We start from the raw sequence: 19,785 nt of genomic DNA, 5'->3' as shown, positions 1-19,785 counted from the left end.
CTCCCCCGAACGGGAGGGCCGGGTCGGCTCCGGCGCGCGCGTCGCGATCGAGCGGGGTCGCCTGCTCCGCCCCGCACCTGTACCGGTGCTCAGTCTCCGTTCCGCAGGCGCGCTTCGACCGCGCGGCGCGCCGCGGGCCGGTGACCGTCGCCCCTCCGGGCGCGACGGGCGTGCCGGAGCACGGCAGGGGCCTCCAGGACGAGTCGCCGCCACGCGGACGGCGCCAGCTGCGCCGATCCCGGCCGCAGGAGGTCCTGGGCCAACCGGCCGAGCGTCCGCGACGCGACCAGGAGGACCAGCGCGGCCGATCCGTTCCGCGCGACCACCGCCAGGCGGTTCCGCATGCTCTGGAACCGGACGAGCGGTCCGTCGCTCCCGGAGGACGCCGCGTGCCGGTGCACGACGACGGCGTCGGGAGCGTGCCCGATCTCGTAGCCGGCGAGGCGGAGCCGCCACGCCACGTCGAGGTCCTCGTAGTACATGAAGAGGAAGGGGTCGAACCCGCCGACCTCGGCCAGCGGGGCCCGTCGGAGGAACGCCGCTCCCCCGGAGAACCCGAAGAGGGGTGCGGACTCGGGCGCGTCGTCGATCGGTCGCAGCCAGTCGCGGTCACGGCCGTTGCCGGAGGCGTCGAGGACGACACCGGTGCCGTTCACCAGGGTCTGGCCGGTCTCGGCACGGCGCCAGCGGCGGCCGTCCGCGGCGACGAGGTCGTCCTCGGTCCGGGGGTCGGCCCCGTCGACCGGCACGAAGCGCCCCTCGAGCACCGCGGTGGCCGCGACCGCCGCGAGGCGTGGGCCGCCCGCGGCGAGGACGGCGAGGCCGCGGTCCAGGAACCCGTGGTCGGCGACCGCGTCGTTGTTGAGGAACGCGACGACCGCGCCGGACGAGGCCGCGATGCCGCGCGCCACGCCGCCGGCGAACCCGGAGTTCGTCGGCTCCGCGACCAGCACGATGCCGGGGTACTCGGCGCGGTACGCCTCGACGGTGGCGCGGTCGGCCTCGTTCACGACGAGCACGACCTCGACCGAGGCGTCCACGCGTTGCGAGAGCACCGAGTCGAGGGCACGGCGGGTGAGTTCGGGCTGGTGCCAGTCGACGATGACCACGGAGACGTCCACGGGGTCAGTCTCCCAGGTCGCCGGCACGTGCAGGGCGCGTCGGTATAGTGGTGCCGCCTTCCGGGGCACCACCGCCAGCCGACGTATGGAGTTCGTCCGTGTCCACTTTCGCGCCTCGCGTGTCCGTCGTCGTCATCAACTTCCGCGGGACCGACGACACGCTCGAGTGCATCGCCCGCCTCAGCGAGGTCGACTGGCCGGCGGACCGCCTCGAGATCGTCGTCGTCGAGAACGGCTCGGGCGACGACAGCGAAGCACGGCTGCGCGCCGAGCTCGGCGACCGCAAGAACGTGCGGATCATCGTCTCCGAGGAGAACCTCGGGTTCACCGGAGGCAGCAACCTCGGTGCACGCGAGGCGACCGGCGACGTCGTCGCGTTCCTCAACAACGACGCCAAGCCCGACGTGAACTGGGTCAAGGAGGGCGTCGCCGGCTTCGCCCCGAGCCCCCGCGTCGCCGCCGTCGCCAGCAAGGTCCTCGACTGGGAGGGCAAGACGATCGACTTCGTCGAGTCCGGTCTCAGCTGGTTCGGCATGGGCTACAAGAACCACATCGCCGAACTCGACGACGGCCGCTTCGACGAGCCGCAGGACCTGCTGTTCGGCACCGGTTCCGCGCTCTTCGTCCGCCGCGACGTGTTCCTCGAGGTCGGTGGCTTCGACGAGGGCCTGTTCATGTTCTACGACGACGTGGACCTCGGCTGGCGCCTCAACCTGCTCGGCTACCGCGTCCGGTTCGCGCCGCGCTCGGTCGTCTACCACAAGCACCACGGCTCGATGAAGTCCTTCGGCGACCACCGCGAGATGTACCTGCTCGAGCGGAACGCCCTGCACCTGCTCTACAAGAACCTCTCCGACGAGAACCTCGGCACCTTCCTGCCCGCGGCGCTCGCCCTGCTCGCCCGCCGTGCGGTGGCGAAGAGCGGTCGCGACTCGGAGGAGTTCGACATCCGTCGCTTCACCGGCGCGCCGGACGAGTTCGACCCGACCACCCCGATGTCGAAGGAGGCCGTCGCCGGCCTCTACGCGCTCGACCAGTTCGTCTCCGACCTCCCCCGCTTGTCCGAGGACCGTCGCCGCATCCAGGGGCAGCGCGTCAAGACCGACAAAGAGGTCTTCCGCCTCTTCGGCGACGCGTTCAAGCCGCTGTTCGAGGACGGCTACTTCCTCGAGGGCTACCAGGCCATCATCGAGGCCTTCGACGTCGAGCAGCCGATGCACCGCACCCGCGTGCTCGTCATCACGGGCGACGCCCTCGGCGAGAAGATGGCCGGCCCCGGCATGCGCGCGTGGAAGATCGCCGAGGCGCTCAGCGAGCACAACGACGTCCGCCTGGTGACCTGGAACGTCGCGAACCGCAAGTCGTCCTCCTTCGAGGTGTCCCGCGTGCCGCTGCAGCACGAGCGTGCGATGCGGGAGCACGAGGAGTGGGCCGACGTCATCTTCTTCCAGGGCTACGCGCTCCACCACTTCACGACGCTGCAGCAGTCGAACAAGATCATGGTCGTCGACCTCTACGACCCGATGCACCTCGAGCAGCTCGAGCAGGCCCGCGACAACGGCGACGTCGGCTGGCGCAACCAGGTCACCTCGACGACCGAGGTCATCAACCGGCAGCTCGAGCGCGGCGACTTCTTCCTCTGCGCGTCCGAGCGGCAGCGGCTGTTCTGGCTCGGGCAGCTCGCCGGGGTCGGTCGGGTCAACCCGGACAACTACCTCGCCGACGACAACCTCAACAAGCTCATCGCCATCGCGCCGTTCGGCATGGACTCCACGCCGCCGAAGCACGAGCGCAAGGCGATCCGCGGTGTCACGCCGGGCATCGGCGAGGACGACAAGGTCGTCATCTGGGGCGGCGGGATCTACAACTGGTTCGACACCCCGTCGCTGGTCCGCGCGATCGCCAAGGTCGCCGAGACCCACGACGACATCCGCCTGTTCTTCCTGGGCGTCGCGCACCCGAACCCGGACGTGCCGGAGATGGCCATCGTCTCCGAGACCCGCCGCATCAGCGACCACCTCGGCCTGACGAACAAGCACGTGTTCTTCAACGAGCAGTGGGTCGCTCTCGACGACCGCCAGAACTACCTGCTCGAGGCCGACGCCGGCGTCAGCACGCACTTCGCGCACATCGAGACCACGTTCTCCTTCCGGACGCGCATCCTCGACTACATGTGGGCGAACCTGCCCATCGTGACGACCGACGGCGACAGCTTCGGCGACCTCGTGGCCGCCGAGGGCATGGGCGTCGCGGTCAAGGAGCGCGACGTCGACGCCCTCGCCGCCGCACTCGAGTCGATGCTGTACGACCCCGAAGCAGCGCAGGCGGCTCGCGACGCGGTCAGCCGCGTCCGTGAGGACTTCACGTGGGAGCGCGCCCTGGCCCCGCTCGTCGACTTCTGCAAGGACCCGCACGTCGCGGCGGACCGGGCGCACGACGCCGCCGTCCCCGCGGGTTCCCTGTCCGCAGCTGGTCGCCCGCGGGTGGCGCTCAGCCCGGCACGGCAGCGCGAGATGCAGTTCCACCAGATCGCGAACAGCCGCCACGGGATCTCCCGCGACGTCCGCCTCGCCACGTGGTACCTCCGCGAGAACGGCGTCACGGGGCTCCGGGACAAGGTCCAGAACCGTGTGCGCATCATGCGGGAGAGCAAGAACGGGCGCTGAGGACGGGCGGCCGTCATCGGCCGTCGATGTACAGTTGTCCGTCGCCCGCGTCGAACGTAAGGACCCCCTTTGAGCAACATCGTCACCGAGCGGTTCGAGCGTCTCCGGGATGAGCAGATGGTGCCGGCCGGACGCCCGGCCACCGCCGTCATCGGGTCGCTCCGCGAGATCTTCGCGCACCGGCAGCTGCTCGACCTGCTGATCCGTCGCGACCTGAAGTCGCGGTACAAGGACAGCGCGCTCGGCTTCGCCTGGACCCTGATCCGTCCGCTCGTCCAGCTCGCGATCTACTACTTCGTGCTCGGCGAGATCCTCGGCGCGTCCCGGAACATCCCCGAGTTCGCGATCTACGTGTTCTCCGGACTGACCCTCTACGGGCTCTTCAGCGAGATCGTCGCCGCCGGGACCGCGTCGATCGTCGGGAACGCCGGGTTGATCAAGAAGATCTACCTGCCCCGTGAGATCTATCCGCTGGCGAGCGTCGGCGCGGCGCTGTTCAACTTCGGTGTCCAGCTCGTCGTCCTGCTCGCGGCCGCGATCCTGCAGAGCGGGTTCGCCTGGATCCGGCTCGACCTGCTGTACTTCTTCCCCGCCACCATCGTCATCCTGATCTGGGCCACCGCGTTCGCGCTGCTCCTCGCCGCCGCGAACGTCTACCTGCGGGACATGCAGTACCTCGTCGAGGTCCTCGTGCTCCTGCTGATGTGGGGCTCCCCCATCGTCTACAGCTGGCAGATGGTCGCGACCCGCGCGCCCGAGTGGCTGCTGAACATCTACACGTCCAACCCGATCACCCTGGCGGTCCTCGGCATCCACCGCGCGTTCTGGACCGCCGGCGCCGACTCCGAGTACCCGTCGCACCTGCTGCTCCGCCTCGTGGTCGCCGGTGTCGTCGGACTGATCGCACTCCTGCTGTGCCAGCGCGTGTTCGCCAAGCTGCAGGGCAACTTCGCCCAGGAGATCTGACCCGATGAGCATCGACAACAACCTGACGCAGGAGACCCGGTCGCCGTTCTCCGACGCCCCCGCGGTCGTCACGGTGAAGAACGTCTCCAAGCGGTTCACCATCCGCAAGGACAACTCGCTGAAGGAGCGCATCGTCACGCTCGGCCGTGCCGGTCGCCGCCACAGCGAGGACTTCTGGGCGCTCAAGGACATCAGCCTGGACATCCCGGCCGGCACCACGATCGGGCTGCTCGGCCCGAACGGGTCCGGCAAGTCCACGCTGCTGAAGACCATCGGCGGCATCCTCGAGCCGACCACCGGCTCCGTGGAGCGCCGTGGCCGTCTCGCCGCGCTCATCGAGCTCGGCGCCGGGTTCCACCCCGACCTGACCGGCCGCGAGAACGTCTACCTGAACGCCGCCATCCTCGGCCAGACGCAGGAGGAGACCGAGGAGCGCTTCGCGGACATCCTGCAGTTCTCCGGCATCGGCGACTTCATCGACACGCAGGTGAAGTTCTACTCGTCCGGCATGTACGTGCGACTCGCCTTCGCGGTCGCGATCAACACCGACCCGGACGTGCTCCTCGTCGACGAGGTCCTGGCGGTCGGCGACGAGCAGTTCCAGAAGAAGTGCCTCGACAAGATCCGCGAGTTCCAGGAGCAGGGCCGCACGATCATCCTCGTGTCGCACTCGCTCGGACAGGTCCAGGAACTCTGCGACTCCGCCGTGGTGCTGCACCACGGCGAGGTGAAGTTCCAGGGGTCCGCCCGGCTCGCGGTGAAGAACTTCCGCGAGATCCTCGAGGGCCGACGCATCGCCGAAGCCGAGGCCGCGCACCCCGAAGCGGACGCGAACCCCGGCAAGGTCGAGCACGTCGAGCTCGAGATCCCGGGCCGCGCTCCCGGTGCCGAGCACCACCACGGCGACGACCTCGTGATCCGCGCGACGTTCTCGCACAAGGACGTCCTGCCCGAGTGGCGCGCCGGCATCAAGATCGAGAACCACCTCGGCCACCCCGCCTTCGGGATCGACAGCCGCCAGACCCAGGCGCGGCACGACCCGCTGCGCGGGACCGCGACCGTCGAGTGGCGGCTGAACGACCTGCGGCTCGGCGGCGGTCAGTACTTCGTGCACGTCTTCCTCGCGAAGCCGAACGGCGAGCACATCGTCATCGAGCGCGAAGCCGCCCGCTTCGTCGTCGTCGACGAGGACACGCAGTCCGGCATCGCCTGGACCGCGACCACCGAACGCCAGGTCGAGGGCTGACGTTGGAGGGACTCCCGGTCCTGGTCGACGCCACGTCGGTCCCGCCGAACCGCGGCGGGGTGGCTCGGTACATCTCCGGGCTCCTCGTCGGGCTCGCCGACCTCGGCCTGCGCGTCGACGTGGTGGCGAAGGCCGGGGACCTCGCGTGGTTCCGCAGCCTCGCGCCGAGCCACCGGTACCACGCGGCGCCGGGCTGGACCGCCTCACGTCCCCTGCGCCTGCTCTGGGAGCAGGTCGGCCTGCCGGCGCTGCTGCGGCGGGTGGGAGCCAGCACCCTGCACAGCCCGCACTACACGTTCCCGGTGACCACGGCCTCCAGGACGGTCGTCACCCTGCACGACGCGACCTTCTTCAGCGACCCGGCCGCGCACTCGCGCCTCAAGGTCCTGTTCTTCCGGACCTGGACGCGTCTGGCGCGCCGCTGGGCCCGCGCGACCGTCGCCCCGAGCGCCGCCACCGTCAGCGAACTGGACCGGCTCGCCGGGCGCGCCCGGCACGCCACCGTTGTCGCGCACCTCGGGGTCGACGCCGGGACGTTCCACGCGCCCACGCCGGCCGAGGTCGCGGCGTTCCGAGCGGCGCACGGCATCGCGGACGACACCGAGTGGATCGCGTTCCTCGGCACCGTCGAGCCCCGGAAGCGCGTGCCGGAGCTGATCGCCGCACACCGTGCGCTCACCGCCGTCGGTGGGACCGTGCCAGCGCTCCTGGTCGCCGGCGGCCTGGGCTGGGACGACGACGCCAAACGCGAGCTCGAGGCCGCCGGCGACCACGTCGGCGCACCCGTGCGGTACCTCGGGTACCTGCCGATCGAGGAGCTCCGCGCCTTCCTCGGCGGCTCCCGCGTGGTGGCGTACCCGAGCATCGCCGAGGGCTTCGGACTGCCCGTGCTCGAGGCGATGGCGTCCCGCGCCGACGTGCTGACGACGGACCGGCTCGCGATCCCGGAGATCGGCGGCGACACCGTGACGTACACCGAGCCGGACGCCGACGCGATCCGCGCGTCCCTCGAGCGGCTGCTCGGCGACGGCGACGCCGTCCGGGCCGCCCGGATCGAGCGGGCCGGTGCGCGGGCCGACGGGTTCACCTGGACCGCGTGCGCACGGGCGCACCTCGAGGTGTACCGGCTCGAGGTGCACCGGTGACCCCCGCGGACAGCGCCGACCGGGCCGCGATCGTCACCGTCTCGTACGACTCGGTCGACGTTCTGCCCCCGTTCCTCGCGTCGACGACCGCTGCCAGCGCGCACCGGGTGGAGGTCGTCGTCGCGGACAACGACTCCGCCGAGGCCGCGACGCTCCGGACCATCACCGAGACCGCCGGTGCCCGGTTCTTCGCCGTCGGGCAGAACCGCGGGTACGGCACCGCCGTGAACCGCGCCGTCGCGACGCTCGACCCGGACGTCCGCTGGATCCTGGTCTCGAACCCGGACGTCGTCCTCGAGCCGCTCGCGCTCGACCGGATGATCGCCACCGCGTCGGAGGACCCCACGATCGGCGCCGTCGGTCCGCGCCTGCTCGAGCCCACCGGCGAGGTCTACCCCTCCGCCCGGCTCGTCCCCTCGCTCCGCACCGGCCTCGGGCACGCCGTCTTCGCCAACGTCTGGAAGGGGAACCCCTGGACGAAGCGCTACCGGCAGGACGGTGAGCACGACGGGCGTCGCGACGCGGGGTGGCTCTCCGGCGCGTGCGTGCTCGTCCGCCGCGACGTGTTCGACCGGCTCGGCGGGTTCGACGAGGGGTACTTCATGTACTTCGAGGACGTCGACCTGGGCTGGCGCATCGGCCGCGCCGGGCTCCGCAACGTGTACGAGCCGGCGGCGGTCGCGACCCACATCGGCGGCACCGCGACGCAGGGGTCGTCGGAGCGGATGCGGCGGGCCCACCATGAGAGTGCGTACCGCTTCCTGGCCCGCAAGTACGCGGCCTGGTGGCTCTGGCCGCTGCGCGTCGCGCTCCGGACCGCACTCGCCGTGCGCGCCCGCGCGACCCACACCCGCTGAGACGGTACCGTCGACCGACCCGTCTCCCGAAACCGGAAAGCCACCGCACATGATCCTCGCCGTCACGCTGATGGTCCGCGACGAAGCGGACGTGCTGCCCGCCTGGCTCGACTTCCACGTCGCGCAGGGCTTCGACGTCTTCGTCATCACCGACAACGGCTCCGTGGACGGCACGACCGAGCTCCTGACGGCGTTCGCCGAGCGCGACGACGTCACCGTCGACCTCCGTCAGGACCCGGTGCACCGCAAGCAGCAGGGCACCGTCGTCACCGGCATGGCCAGGGACGCCGCGACCGTGCACCACGCCGACTGGGTGGTGAACGCGGACGCCGACGAGTTCCTCATCCCCAGGGACCGGTCGCGCACCGTCCGGCAGGTGTTCGAGCAGCTCGACCCGGTCGTCGGCGCGTTCACCGTCCCCGTCGTCAACCTGACGGGAGCGATGGCGGAGTCCGGCGGCGGCGTCGAGCGGCTGCACTGGCGCGACGAGCGCTCGGTCGACGAACTCCGTGCGGCCGGGCTCGTCGGCCCGCCGACCACGAACGCGATCCACGTCGGCGACCCCACGGTCACCGTGGTGCAGGGCAACCACCAGGTCAGCGTGGCGAACGGTGCACCCGTGCCGCCGGAGCTCGAACTCGAGGTCCTGCACCTGCCGTGGCGGTCCTGGAAGCAGTACCAGCACCGCGTCGACGTCAGCGGTCGCGCGTACGACGCCAACCCGGACCTCAGCCCGAGCCCGCGCCACCACGGCATGCGGGACTACCGGCGCCTGCACGAGGGCGTGCTGGAGTCGACCTTCGCGCTCCGGTTCGTGACCGACGAGGAAGCCGCCGACGGGCCGTTCACCCGCGACGACGGCGTCGCCGAGGTGCTCCGGCGCAGCGGGTCGCCGGCCGTCGGCGACGGCGCTCCGGACCCGGTCGTGCCGACGGAGCAGCTCGAACGGCTCCGGACGCTCGGCCGTGCGATCACCTGGCGGGACCGGCGGATCGAGGACCTCGAGGACGCGGTCCGCGCCGCTGACGAGACGGCGAACACGCTCCGGTCGACGGTGCAGTTCGAGCGGGACCGTGCCGAGGCGGCGATCCGCGAGACGGCAGCGCGCGATGCCGAGCTGGCGGCGATGCGTGCTCGGCGTGTGGTCCGCCTGGCGGACCGTGCCGGAGCGGTCGCCCGGCGCATCCGCGGCTGACGCGGCAGGGACCGCGACCGGCCGACCCGCCCGGGCACGGCCGGTCCGGCTCAGCCTGCGCTGACCCGCCCGTGCGCGCCCGTCCGGCTCGGCCCACGCTGACCCGCCCGTGCGCGCCCGGCCCGGTCAGCGCGCGGCGCGCGCCGTCCGCACCGCGTCGAGCAGCACCTCGGCCCGCCGCACGAACGAGTGCTCGGCACCGATCCGCTCGCCGCGTGCCGCACGCTCCGCTCCGCTCGCCGACTCCCCCAGCCGCACCAGGGCTCCGAGCGTGTCGACCGAGTCGTAGGTCCGGACCGCACCGTGGAACAGTTCCTCGACGCCCGGCACCGGGTCGGTGACGACGAGCGCCCCGGACGCGGCGGCGTCGAACAGCCGGTTGGAGAAGAACCCGTCGCGGGCCATGTCCGCCCAGTGGTCGTTGAGGACGACCCGTGCGCTCCGGTACAGCGCCGGCAGCTCGTCGTTCGGCACGAACACGCCGCGGTGCACGCCGTCGGGCAGCAGACCCTCCCAGCCCTCGCCCCAGACCGCCAGGTCCGCCCCGGCGCCGAGCGCGTCGCGGACCACGGGCCGGAACACGGCGCGGGTCTTCCCGACGAACACGGTGTCGAGCCCAGCGGCCCCGGCATCGCCAGCGGCACCGGCAGCACCGGCGCTCCCGGCATCCCCGCCGGCCTCGGGGTGGAAGCGCCCCGGATCGGTCGCCTGCAGGAGCGGCGACACCGCGAGTCCGGTCTCCGCGGTCACCCGGGACGCCCAGACGGGCCCGGCGGCGAACCGGAGGTCGTACCGGGCCAGCTCGGACGCCGTCACGAGGTCCGGGTGCGAGATGACCCAGAGCACGTTGGTGGCCGCGGGGTGCACCGGGGTGTCGTCGAGCCCGCGAAGCGTCAGGGCGACGTCGTCGAGGTGCTCGGAGCGCGGGCGGACGTGCGACTCGCGGTGGTCGACCACGACCTCTTGTCCGAGGGAGCGCAGCGCCGCCGCCAGGTCGCGCGCGAAGAACGTGTCGCCCCAGTCGTCGCCGCGGGGCCCCGGGTGCGCCGCGATCCGGATCGACCACCGGAGCCGTTCACCGCGGTCCCGCAGGGCGAGGCGCTCGGCCCCGCGTTCCGCCCGCAGGACCGGTTCGCGGAGTGCGACGGGCGCGCCGACGACGTCCGCGGCGGGCGTCCCCGGGACGAGCCCGGCCATCGCCAGCGCACGCGTGGCGGAGTCGTCCTGCCGGTCGCGCCACACCGCGAGGGCGTCGGCCGCGTCGGTGTCGTAGCGGTGCTCGCGGACCACGCCGGTGCGGTACACGCGTCCGAGCGGCACGACGACGCAGTCGCCACCGCCGGCGTCCGCCGTGTCGCGGGTCAGGCGCGCGACGGCCGTGCGGGTGTCGACGGTGCGCACGGGCAGCGCGAGGTCCGCGGTCCGTGCCGCGAAGCAGGGTTCGTCCGCCGCGAAGACCAGCGCGCCCGCCAGCAGGTCCGCGTCCTCCGCGGGGTGCCCCCGCAGGACCGACGCGACGGGAGCCGTCCCGCGGACCAGGGCGGCGCCGGCGCTCGCGACCACGTCGTCACCGGTGCGGACGACGGCCAGGGCGACCCCGGCCTCCGGCCCGAGTGCCCCGACGAGCGCGCCGTACGCGGTCTCCGGCAGGGTGATCGACGCGTCCTGAACGACGACGGCCACGCTGGTGAGGAGCGGCCGTGCGGCGGCGACCGCGCCGCCCCAGGTGGCCGCGACGGTCGCCCTGGCGACCACGTGGTGGGCGCCGGCGACGACCGGTGGGTACGTGCTCGCCGGACCGGCGTGCGGGTCGTACGCCGAGACGACGACGCTCCGCGCGCCGGCCGCGTGGGCGGCGGCGACCGCCGCCAGGTGCGCGTCCTGCCGCAGGGCGGACTCCCGCACCGTCACGACGACGTCGAAGCCGTCGTCGCCGGGGTGCGGCGCCGCCGTCACGAGCGACGTGTCGACCGGGAGGCCCGGCTCGGCCCCGGCGGGCTCCTGCGGCCCCGGAGCGGTCGGCTCCGGCGCCGCGGACCCGCCGAGCAGTCGCCGCAGGCCCGTCCGGGCCATCGTCAGCCGCGCAGGAGGTTCTGCAGGTAGACCCCGTAGCCGCTCTTCGCGAGCGGTGCGGCGAGGTCCGCCAGCGCGGCGTCGTCGATCCAGCCGTTGCGCCAGGCGATCTCCTCGATGCAGCCGATCTTGTGACCCTGGCGGTCCTCGATGACCTTGACGTACTCGGACGCCTGCATCATCGACTCGAACGTGCCGGTGTCGAGCCAGGCGGTCCCGCGGTCGAGGACCTCGACGCCGAGGGTGCCCGCCTCGAGGTAGCGCTCGTTGACCGTCGAGATCTCGAGCTCGCCACGCGCGCTCGGCTCGATGGTCTTCGCGATCTCGACCACGTCGTTGTCGTAGAAGTACAGGCCGGGGACGGCGTAGTTCGACTTCGGCTCGGCCGGCTTCTCCTCGATGGAGACGGCGGTGAAGTCCGCGTCGAACTCGACGACGCCGTACGCCTTCGGGTCGGCCACGTGGTAGGCGAAGATCGTGGCGCCCTGCACCTCGGTGTTCTTCGTGAGGCTCGTGCCGAGGCCGGTGCCGTGGAAGATGTTGTCGCCGAGGACCAGCGCGACGCTGTCGTCCCCGATGAAGTCCTCACCGATGACGAACGCCTGCGCGAGGCCGTCGGGGCTCGGCTGGACCGCGTACTGGATGTCCATGCCGAGGGACGAGCCGTCGCCGAGCAGTGCCCGGAACTGGTCGTTGTACTCGGGGGTGGTGATGACGAGCACCTCGCGGATGCCGGCCATCATCAGGGTCGACAGCGGGTAGTAGACCATCGGCTTGTCGTAGATCGGCATGAGCTGCTTGCTGATGCCCTTGGTGATCGGCCAGAGGCGGGTGCCGGAACCACCGGCGAGGATGATGCCCTTCATCGGGTCCTGGTCCTTACTTCTTCGTCCGGAGGGATTCGGTGTACGCGACGCACTCGTCGTAGGTCGGCAGGAGGCCCTGCTCGGCGGCCTGCAGGAGCGTCGGGGCGCTGGTGTCCTTCTCGGAGAGCACCGGCTCGCCGATGCCCTCGGGCAGCGTCAGACCGACGGTCGGGTCGAGGATGCTGATCCCCTTCTCGCGCTCGGGGTCGTAGTGGGCGCTGACCAGGTAGTTCACCGTGCTCTGGTCCTCCAGGGCGACGATCGCGTGGCCCAGGCCCTCGGACAGGTAGACGGCCCGGCGGTCGACGTCGTCGATCAGGACGGAGTCCCACTGGCCGAACGTCGGCGAGCCGACGCGGATGTCGATGATGTAGTCGATGAACGACCCGCGCACGGCGGTGACGTACTTCGCCTGGCTGGGCGCGACGAGGGCGTAGTGGATCCCGCGCGCGACGCCGCGCGACGAGATCGACATGTTCACCTGACGGAGGTCGAGCGGGTGGCCGATGGTCTCCTCGAGCACGTCGGCACGGTACGCCTCGAGGAAGGCTCCCCGTGCGTCGCCGTGCTGGACGGGCGTGAACTCCCACGCGCCGGGGATCTTCAGTTCGCGGATCTGCACCGGAGCAGCCTAGCAAGAGGCCCCCGCTTCACAGGCCGAGCGCGCCCGTCCACGCGCCGTCGGCCGTGATCGACCGCTCGGCCAGGACGTGCGCCTGCGCGCGCGCGACCCGGTCGTCCGCCTCGCGGAACGCCGTCAGGAGCGCCGCGCGCCAGGCCGCGGCGTCGTCGGGGACCAGCAGACCGCCGTGCTCGTCGACGCCCGCGTACGACGGCCGGTCCGAGCCGACGAACGGCAGCCCGAGCATCGAGTACTCGAGGAACTTGAGGTCGCTCTTCGCGTCGTTGAACGGATCCGCGGTGAGGGGCGCGACGCCGGCGGACCAGCGGTGCGCGTTCGCCCGGAGGAACGCCACGAAGTCCGGGTAGTGGGTGCCGCCGTCGGGCAGCGGGAGTCGGTCGTACCAGGCGTCGTCGGTGTCGGTGACCCCGACGACCTCGATCCGGACCTCGCGGCCGTCGTCGTCGGTGAACCCGTCGAACGCGGCGCGCAGCAGGTCCAGGTCGCCGCCGTGCGTCGCCGACCCCATGTAGAGGACCCGACGCGGCCCATCCGGGTCCGGTGCGACCGGTGCGCTCCCCCAGAGTCCGGGCTGCACCGCGTTCGGCACCACCACGGCGTCGATGCCCTCGGCCGCGAGCACCGCACGGAGCGGCTCGGTCGAGGTGATCACGGCGTCGGCACCGCGGACCAGGGCCTGCACCGCTGCGAGCCGCTCGGGGGCGTACTCGGCGCGGGCCAGGCGCTCCCGCGCGGCAGCGGTGAAGAAGTCGTCGTCGACCTCGGCGACGATGCGGGTGCCCTCGCGGTGCGCGCGGGCGAACGCCGCCTCGAGGTGCTCGACCGGGAACGCGTCGCGCTGCACGAGCACGACGTCGAGGTGCGCGGTGTCGCTGCCGTCGGCCCAGCGGACGGGGTCCACCTGGGCGACCCGGGCGGCACCCGAGGCGGCGAGCACCGACATCCGGCCGGTCACCCGGATGTGCGCCGACGCGGGGTGCACCCCGCCGGCGCCGTGCACGACGAAGCCGACGAGTGGTGGCTCCGGGGCCGCGGCGGCCGGGGACTCGTCGGGTCGACGGTGCAGGAGCCGCCCGACGCGGGAGCGCAGCGAGGTCACGAGGCCTCTGCGGAGGTCTCCGCGGGGACCTCCGGGGTGTCCCGCCAGCGGTCCTCGGCGACGACCGGGGTGACCCGGCGGAACGCAGCCGCCCAGACCCCGACCACGACGGCCACGAGCGCGAGGACGGCGAGCACGACGGCGATGCGGGTGATCGTCAGGGTGTCGGCCGAGGTGAACGCGGGCTTCGACAGGTCGACGATGGCGAACCAGTCCCAGCCGGCCACAGCGACCCACGCAGTCACCAGGACGGGCGAGACGAACCGGCCGAACCCGGTGAGACCGAAGGCCATCGCGATGGCGAGCACCGGCACCACGGGCAGGCCGTAGCGCGCCTGGGAAGCGCCGCCCTGCATGGTGAAGCGGATCTGCAGGAAGACGATGAGGGCGAACACCGCGACGAGCATCGCGGCCACGAGTGCGTTGGTGAACCACCCGTCCTGGCGGACCCGGTCACGGCGACGAACGGAGCCGACGGCGTCGTCGGTGCCCGGGGTGGTCACGAGGCCGCTGCGGCGGAGCCCGGGGACGACCGCCACGACCACGGCGAGCGCCATCGGCACGAGGAGGATCAGCCAGGTCCACTGCCAGTCGCCCTGGAAGTGGCCGCGGAACACCGAGAAGACGCCGGTCCAGAAGCCGTCGCTCGTCACGGTCTCCACGAACCCGAAGTGCTGCCGGTGCAGGTGCTCGGCCGCCCACTCGGGGTGGCTGCCCGCGACGTTCCCGGTGAGCTGCCGGTTGCGCAGGTAGAACCACCCGGCGGCGAGTGCGGGTGCCGCGCCGGCGATGACGACGGCGACGACCTTGCCGACCGCGCGGTTCCACCAGCCGCCACCGCGTGCGAAGACGAACGCGACCAGGACCGCAGCGACGAAGACCACGAACGACAGCCGGCTGAGCATGCCACCGGCGGTGACCAGGGCGCCGAGCACGACGAGCCGGGTGGAGAGCCCCCGGCGGATGGCCGATGCGCCGACGCCGATGGCCAGGGCGCCGAACGCGACGTTCGGCAGGTCGTTGTAGACCGCGCCGCCGACGAGCAGGAACATCGATGTCAGCGAGACGACGACCGCGGCGACGCTCGCGGCAGCCGGACGACCCGGCAGGACGCGGCGGGCGGCCCACCAGCTCGCGAGCACGGTGAGCCCGGCGAGGACCGCGTTGATCGCACGACCGGCGAGCACGGCGGTGTACAGCTGCCCGCTGTCCCAGAGCGGCCCGACGACCGGTGCCAGGATCGCGTAGAACAGCGGCGGGTGCTGCGAGACCCACTGCACCGGCGGCAGGATGCCGAAGGGCGACTTGATCGAGAGCCCGTCCTCGAAGACGGGCAGGTGCCCGTGCCACACGGTCACCGCGTAGTCGAAGTGCGCTGCCTCGTCCCCGGAGTTGAAGGGCGGGGCACTGAAGCCGATCGCGATGGACGCGACCACCGCGAAGAAGGCCGCCGCGATGACGACACCGGTGTGGAGGGACGGGATGAAGCGGCGCACGATGTGAGATTCTCACACAGACGCTCCCTCGCCGGGGCGGGCCGCTCCGCGCCGGTCGGAGATTTTCGCATAGGGTGAACGCGGCTCGGCAGGGCCACCGCGCACGACGAGCGACGTCGCGCGCGCCACCGACAGATCGAGACGCCCGAACGCAGTGAAGCTCTTCATCCAGATCCCGTGCCTCAACGAGGAGCAGACGCTCCCCTCCGTCCTCGAGACGATCCCGACGTCGATCCCGGGGATCGACGAGATCGAGATCCTCGTCATCGACGACGGCTCGACCGATCGCACCGTCGAGGTCGCCCGCGCACACGGTGTCACCCACTTCGTCCGCCACACCACGAACATGGGCCTCGCCCGGTCCTTCCGCGACGGGGTCGACTACGCGCTGCTGCACGGCGCGGACATCGTGGTCAACACCGACGGTGACAACCAGTACCCGCAGGCGCAGATCGCCGACCTGGTGCAGCCGATCCTCCGGAAGGAAGCCGAGATCGTCATCGGCGACCGCCAGACCCGGACGATCGAGCACTTCTCCGGCTTCAAGAAGCTCATGCAGCGCTTCGGCTCGTGGGTCGCCAGCCGTGCGGCCGGGCTCGACCTGCCCGACGCGGCGAGCGGCTTCCGCGCGTACTCGAAGTACTCGCTCATCCGGCTCAACATCGTCACGCGGTTCAGCTACTGCATGGAGACGATCGTGCAGGCCGGCTACAAGCGGATCGCGATCGCGAGCGTCCCGATCACCACGAACGCGAAGACCCGCGAGTCCCGGCTGTTCAGCAACATCTGGCAGCACATGTTCGAGTCCGGTTCCGCGATCGCCCGCGTCTACCTGATGTACCGTCCGATGGCGCTCTTCGCCTCGGTCAGCGCCGTGCTCGCCGTGTGCGGGCTGATCCCGTTCGTCCGGTACCTGGTGCTGATGTGGGCGGACTCCGGCGGCAACCACCTGCAGTCGCTCCTCCTCGGCCTGATCCTCATCATCACCGCGGTGCTGTCGATCACGATCGGGGTCGTCGCCGACCTGACCCGGTTGAACCGGACGTTGGCCGAGGAACAGCTCGACCTGCAGAAGCTCGCCCGGTATGGCGACTGAGGTCGTGCCGCGCCCCCGACCCACCGAATGGGTGGTCGTCGGCGCGGTCACGGCGGCCTTCGCGATCGTCCTGCTCCTCTGGGCGGCCCTCGTCCCGGCGTTCCAGGCGCCGGACGAGCGCGCGCACTTCGACGCCGCCGTGCACGTCGCGATCGGCGACGGGTGGCCGGACCCCGGCGATCTGCGGACGCTGCAGGCCGTGGAGGACGCGTCGGCCGCGACCGACCGCGACGCACTGCCCACCATGGGCGACCTGCTCGCGTCGACGGGCGCTGCCGAGACGGACACCGTCGACCAGATGACGCAGCACCCGCCGACCTACTACCTGGTCGCCGCCGGGGTGCTGCACGCCGTGCACTTCGAGTCCCTCACGCCGGACGCCGCGGTCCTGGCCGTCCGGTTGCTCGGGGCGCTGTTCGTCCTGCCGCTGCCGTTCCTCGCCTGGGCCACCGTGCGTCGGGTCACCCGCTCCGCACGTGCCGGGGTCGTGGGTGCGTTCGCCGTGCTGGCCGTGCCGGAGCTCGCCTCGATCGGGGCGAGCGTCTCCAACGACTCCCCGGTGATCCTGTTCGCCGCCACGACGGTCTGGCTCGCGGTGCGGGTCCTCACCGGTGACGCCCGGACCAGGACCGCCGTCGCACTGGCCGTGTCCCTCGGCGTCGCGATCCTCTGGAAGGGGACGGCCCTCCCGCTGATCCCGTTCGTCGCGGTCGCGCTGCTCGTCGGGGCCGTCCCGCGGGCCGGGGTGGGACCACGCTTGCTCCGCACGCTGTGGGTGCTCGTCGTGGCCGCGGTGATCGGCGCCTGGTGGTGGCTGCGCAACCTGCTCGTCTTCCACACCCTGCAGCCGAACGGCTTCTCGTCGTTGCGGCCCCCGAAGCCCTTCCCGACGGGCACCGGCCCGGACCCGGCGGCGTTCGCCGACGTCTCGTGGAGCACGATCGCGCGGACGTTCTGGGGCAGCTTCGGTGGGCGGGCGCAGTGGATCCTGTCGCCGGTCGTGTTCGAGACCGCGACGGTCCTGGCACTCGGTGCGGTCCTGATCTGGGGCTTCCGGCGGGCGCCGGGGCTCCGGGTCGCGATCACGCTCGCCGTGCTCCCGCTGACGATCTTCGTGATGCAGACGTCGAACGCCTGGGGCAGCTACACCTCGACCACGTTCATCGGCGCGACGCAGGGGCGCTACTACTTCCCCGCGATGCTCGCCTTCATCGCGCTGAGCGCCATCGCCTGGCGCCGCGCGCTCGGGACTATGGCGGGGCACCGCCGGTTCTCGACCGTGGTCTCCGCGCTCGCGGCCGGCCTCGCCGTGTACGCGCTGCTCTTCACGTACGGCAGCATCGCCGAGCACTCCCGCATCCGCGTGACCCCCCGCGGACTCGACCTCCTCGCCGGCTCGACCCCGGCACCGGTCTGGTCCCTCGTGACCGGCTGGGTCGTGGCGTGCGTCCTGCTCGCCGTCGCCGTCGTCCTGTCGCGCCGCGTGCCCAGTGCCGCGCCCGCCCCGGTCGTCACGACGGCCCCGGAGCCGGCCCCCGGACCCGAGCACGGGCACGAGCACGAGCACGAACCCCGGCGCGACGGCGGGGCGGAGCCCGCCCCGCGGACCGACGGCGGGGCCGAGCCCGACCCGCGGCTCGACGGCACCGCCGAGCCCGAACCGCACTCCGAGCTGTCCCACGATCGAGGAGCGTTCCCCGCATGACCCGCGCCGACACCCGCCCGCGTCTCGGCGCCCGGAGCCGCGCTGACGTCGGAACCGCGCGGCCTCCGGTCGGCCGCGGTGAGGTGATCGCCGTCATCGGCGTGACGGCCGTGTTCGTGCTGCTCCTGGCCACCTGGGCGTACGTGAACCCCGCGCTGCACGGCCCGGACGAACTCGCCAACGTCGACGCCGCGGTGCACCTCGCCATGGGTGGGTCGTGGCCCGCCGCCGGCGAGCTGCACTACATCCAGGGTCTGCTCGCCCAGAACGTCCCGGCGCACCTGCCGCCGGCGGCGGACCGCGGTTCGTTCGCGGCGATCGTCGGCGACGGCAGCGAGAACGCCCTCGTCAACCCGATGTCCCAGCACCCGCCGACCTACTTCCTCGTGCAGGCGGTCGTGGCGCACGTCCTCGACTTCGCCGCCCGCCGCTGGGACATCGTCGTGCTCGGCATGCGGCTGGTCGACGTCGTCGTGATGGCCCCGGTGCCGCTGCTCGTCTGGGCGTCCGTCCGTCGCGCGACCCGGTCGCCGCGCCTGGCCGTCGCCGCAGCGGTCGCGCTGTTCGCGGTGCCGCAGCTGGCGCAGCTCGGCTCCTCGGTCTCCGTGTGGGTGCCCGTGATCACCGCCGGCGCGCTCGCCACCTGGCTGGGCATCCGGATCCTCACCGGCGACCGGTCGTGGTGGACCGCGCTCGCGCTGGGTGGTGCCCTCGCCGTCGGGACAGCCGTGATGGCCGGCGGGTTCATCGCGGTGCCGTTCGCCGTGCTCGCCGTCCTCCTCAGCAGGAGCGACGCCAGCACCGTCGGCGTCCGATCCCTCGGTGCGCTCGGCCGCCTGCTCCGCGTCCTCGTCGTCCTCGCGGTCCCGCTCGTCACGACCGGGTGGTGGTACGCCCGGCAGTTCGTGCGCACCGGCACCCCGCAGCCGGACGCGTACCCGGCGGTGACGATGCCGTGGCCGAAGTTCGAGTCGCCGGCGCCGACCCAGTTCGCCGGCGCGTTCTGGAACGGTCTCTCGGACTCGTTCTGGGGACGGTTCGGCCGCTACGAGTGGCCGCTGTCCTCGATCCTCGTCGACACGTTCACCGTGCTCGCCCTGACCGTCGTCGTGTGGGGGGCAGCCCGCCGCACCGCCGACCGCCGCACGATGCTCGTCGCCGGTGTGTTCCCGTTGACCGCCCTCGTCGTGGTCCTGGTGCGCGACTATGCGACCTACGCCGGCCACCTCGGCGTCACCGTCAACCAGGGTCGGTTCCTCTTCCCCGCGATCGCGGCCCTGCTCGTGACGCAGGCCGTGGCGTGGACGGCCCTGGTGACCGATGCACGGGTGCGCGTCCGGCTGGCCCGGGCGCTGCTGGTCGTCGCGCCCCTGGTCGTCCTCGCGGCACTCGGTGTGCTCTACTCCGGGTCCTTCGAGGAACTGGTGTTCCGCGTCTCGGGTGCCGGTGTCCGCACCCTCATCGGGTCCCTCCCCTACGGAGTGGTGCCGTTCGCGGCGCTCGTCGTCCTCACGGGCGTCATCGGCCTCGTCGGCCTCGTCCTCCTCTGGCGGTGGTTCGGGGCCGCTAGACTCTCCGCCGACCGTCGAACCGATCACTGAAGGAACAACG

At 72.2% G+C, this 19,785-nt stretch carries 15 protein-coding genes; 9 read left to right on the top strand and 6 right to left on the bottom strand.

Annotated elements, in window-relative coordinates; all coding sequences use genetic code 11:
- Positions 1-89 precede the first annotated feature (89 nt).
- Positions 90-1,121 (bottom strand): glycosyltransferase family 2 protein, encoded by a 1,032-nt coding sequence (locus tag ACIPJY_RS09705; protein WP_400467191.1) that lies wholly within the window; start codon positions 1,119-1,121, stop codon positions 90-92.
- A gap of 98 nt (positions 1,122-1,219) precedes the next feature.
- On the opposite strand from ACIPJY_RS09705, the gene ACIPJY_RS09700 reads away from it, so the two are divergent.
- The 6 genes from ACIPJY_RS09700 (at position 1,220) to ACIPJY_RS09675 (ending at position 9,196) form a co-directional block, all read left to right on the top strand.
- A complete protein-coding gene (locus tag ACIPJY_RS09700; protein WP_400467193.1) occupies positions 1,220-3,787 on the top strand; it encodes a glycosyltransferase in 2,568 nt (855 codons plus the stop codon).
- A gap of 69 nt (positions 3,788-3,856) precedes the next feature.
- The gene (locus ACIPJY_RS09695; RefSeq protein WP_400467196.1) at positions 3,857-4,753 is read left to right on the top strand and encodes an ABC transporter permease; all 897 of its coding nucleotides are present in this window, start codon (positions 3,857-3,859) and stop codon (positions 4,751-4,753) included.
- 4 nt (positions 4,754-4,757) lie between these two features.
- Positions 4,758-5,999 carry an ABC transporter ATP-binding protein gene (locus ACIPJY_RS09690; RefSeq protein WP_400467199.1) on the top strand — a complete coding sequence of 414 codons (1,242 nt, stop codon included), beginning with the start codon at positions 4,758-4,760 and terminating at the stop codon, positions 5,997-5,999.
- Between the two features lie 2 nt (positions 6,000-6,001).
- Positions 6,002-7,144, top strand: a complete 1,143-nt coding sequence (locus ACIPJY_RS09685) for a glycosyltransferase family 4 protein (RefSeq protein WP_400467202.1) — start codon at positions 6,002-6,004, stop codon at positions 7,142-7,144.
- Positions 7,141-8,001: a glycosyltransferase family 2 protein gene (locus ACIPJY_RS09680; protein WP_400467205.1), complete on the top strand. Its 861-nt coding sequence runs from the start codon at positions 7,141-7,143 to the stop codon at positions 7,999-8,001. Before ACIPJY_RS09685 ends, ACIPJY_RS09680 begins: the two co-directional genes overlap by 4 nt.
- Positions 8,002-8,050: 49 nt before the next feature.
- A complete protein-coding gene (locus ACIPJY_RS09675; RefSeq protein WP_400467208.1) occupies positions 8,051-9,196 on the top strand; it encodes a glycosyltransferase family 2 protein in 1,146 nt (381 codons plus the stop codon).
- Between the two features lie 126 nt (positions 9,197-9,322).
- Here ACIPJY_RS09675 and ACIPJY_RS09670 read toward each other — a convergent pair whose 3' ends face one another.
- From ACIPJY_RS09670 to ACIPJY_RS09650, 5 genes are read right to left on the bottom strand one after another with little or no spacing between them, the layout of a single operon-like run.
- Positions 9,323-11,269: a glycosyltransferase gene (locus ACIPJY_RS09670; protein WP_400467211.1), complete on the bottom strand. Its 1,947-nt coding sequence runs from the start codon at positions 11,267-11,269 to the stop codon at positions 9,323-9,325.
- A 2-nt stretch (positions 11,270-11,271) separates the two neighbouring features.
- Complete coding sequence (gene rfbA, locus ACIPJY_RS09665; RefSeq protein WP_400467214.1) at positions 11,272-12,135, bottom strand: glucose-1-phosphate thymidylyltransferase RfbA; 864 nt, start codon at positions 12,133-12,135, stop codon at positions 11,272-11,274.
- A gap of 13 nt (positions 12,136-12,148) precedes the next feature.
- The gene (locus tag ACIPJY_RS09660; protein WP_400467217.1) at positions 12,149-12,757 is read right to left on the bottom strand and encodes a dTDP-4-dehydrorhamnose 3,5-epimerase family protein; all 609 of its coding nucleotides are present in this window, start codon (positions 12,755-12,757) and stop codon (positions 12,149-12,151) included.
- A 28-nt stretch (positions 12,758-12,785) separates the two neighbouring features.
- Positions 12,786-13,877 (bottom strand): glycosyltransferase, encoded by a 1,092-nt coding sequence (locus ACIPJY_RS09655; RefSeq protein WP_400467220.1) that lies wholly within the window; start codon positions 13,875-13,877, stop codon positions 12,786-12,788.
- Positions 13,874-15,373 (bottom strand): glycosyltransferase family 39 protein, encoded by a 1,500-nt coding sequence (locus ACIPJY_RS09650; RefSeq protein WP_400467222.1) that lies wholly within the window; start codon positions 15,371-15,373, stop codon positions 13,874-13,876. The genes ACIPJY_RS09655 and ACIPJY_RS09650 overlap by 4 nt, the downstream gene beginning before the upstream one ends.
- A gap of 154 nt (positions 15,374-15,527) precedes the next feature.
- Here ACIPJY_RS09650 and ACIPJY_RS09645 point away from each other — a divergent pair, with 154 nt between their 5' ends.
- The 3 genes from ACIPJY_RS09645 to ACIPJY_RS09635 are packed head-to-tail and all read left to right on the top strand — an operon-like array spanning position 15,528 to position 19,775.
- The gene (locus ACIPJY_RS09645; RefSeq protein ID WP_400467225.1) at positions 15,528-16,469 is read left to right on the top strand and encodes a glycosyltransferase family 2 protein; all 942 of its coding nucleotides are present in this window, start codon (positions 15,528-15,530) and stop codon (positions 16,467-16,469) included.
- On the top strand, positions 16,459-18,174 hold the full coding sequence (locus ACIPJY_RS09640; protein ID WP_400467228.1) for a DUF2142 domain-containing protein: 1,716 nt from the start codon (positions 16,459-16,461) through the stop codon (positions 18,172-18,174). The genes ACIPJY_RS09645 and ACIPJY_RS09640 overlap by 11 nt, the downstream gene beginning before the upstream one ends.
- Positions 18,171-19,775 carry a hypothetical protein gene (locus tag ACIPJY_RS09635; protein WP_400467231.1) on the top strand — a complete coding sequence of 535 codons (1,605 nt, stop codon included), beginning with the start codon at positions 18,171-18,173 and terminating at the stop codon, positions 19,773-19,775. The genes ACIPJY_RS09640 and ACIPJY_RS09635 overlap by 4 nt, the downstream gene beginning before the upstream one ends.
- The last annotated feature ends 10 nt before the right edge of the window (positions 19,776-19,785 follow it).

Source organism: Curtobacterium sp. NPDC090223, assembly GCF_044746585.1.
GTDB lineage: Bacteria > Actinomycetota > Actinomycetes > Actinomycetales > Microbacteriaceae > Curtobacterium.
This window is presented reverse-complemented; position numbering and strand designations above follow the sequence as displayed.

Bases quoted from the DNA above. Each gene is read 5' to 3' on its own strand.
- rfbA (WP_400467214.1), bottom strand. From the start codon at position 12,135: ATGAAGGGCATCATCCTCGCCGGTGGTTCCGGCACCCGCCTCTGGCCG.
- ACIPJY_RS09635 (WP_400467231.1), top strand. From the start codon at position 18,171: ATGACCCGCGCCGACACCCGCCCGCGTCTCGGCGCCCGGAGCCGCGCT.
- ACIPJY_RS09670 (WP_400467211.1), bottom strand. From the start codon at position 11,269: ATGGCCCGGACGGGCCTGCGGCGACTGCTCGGCGGGTCCGCGGCGCCG.
- ACIPJY_RS09690 (WP_400467199.1), top strand. From the start codon at position 4,758: ATGAGCATCGACAACAACCTGACGCAGGAGACCCGGTCGCCGTTCTCC.
- ACIPJY_RS09640 (WP_400467228.1), top strand. From the start codon at position 16,459: ATGGCGACTGAGGTCGTGCCGCGCCCCCGACCCACCGAATGGGTGGTC.
- ACIPJY_RS09675 (WP_400467208.1), top strand. From the start codon at position 8,051: ATGATCCTCGCCGTCACGCTGATGGTCCGCGACGAAGCGGACGTGCTG.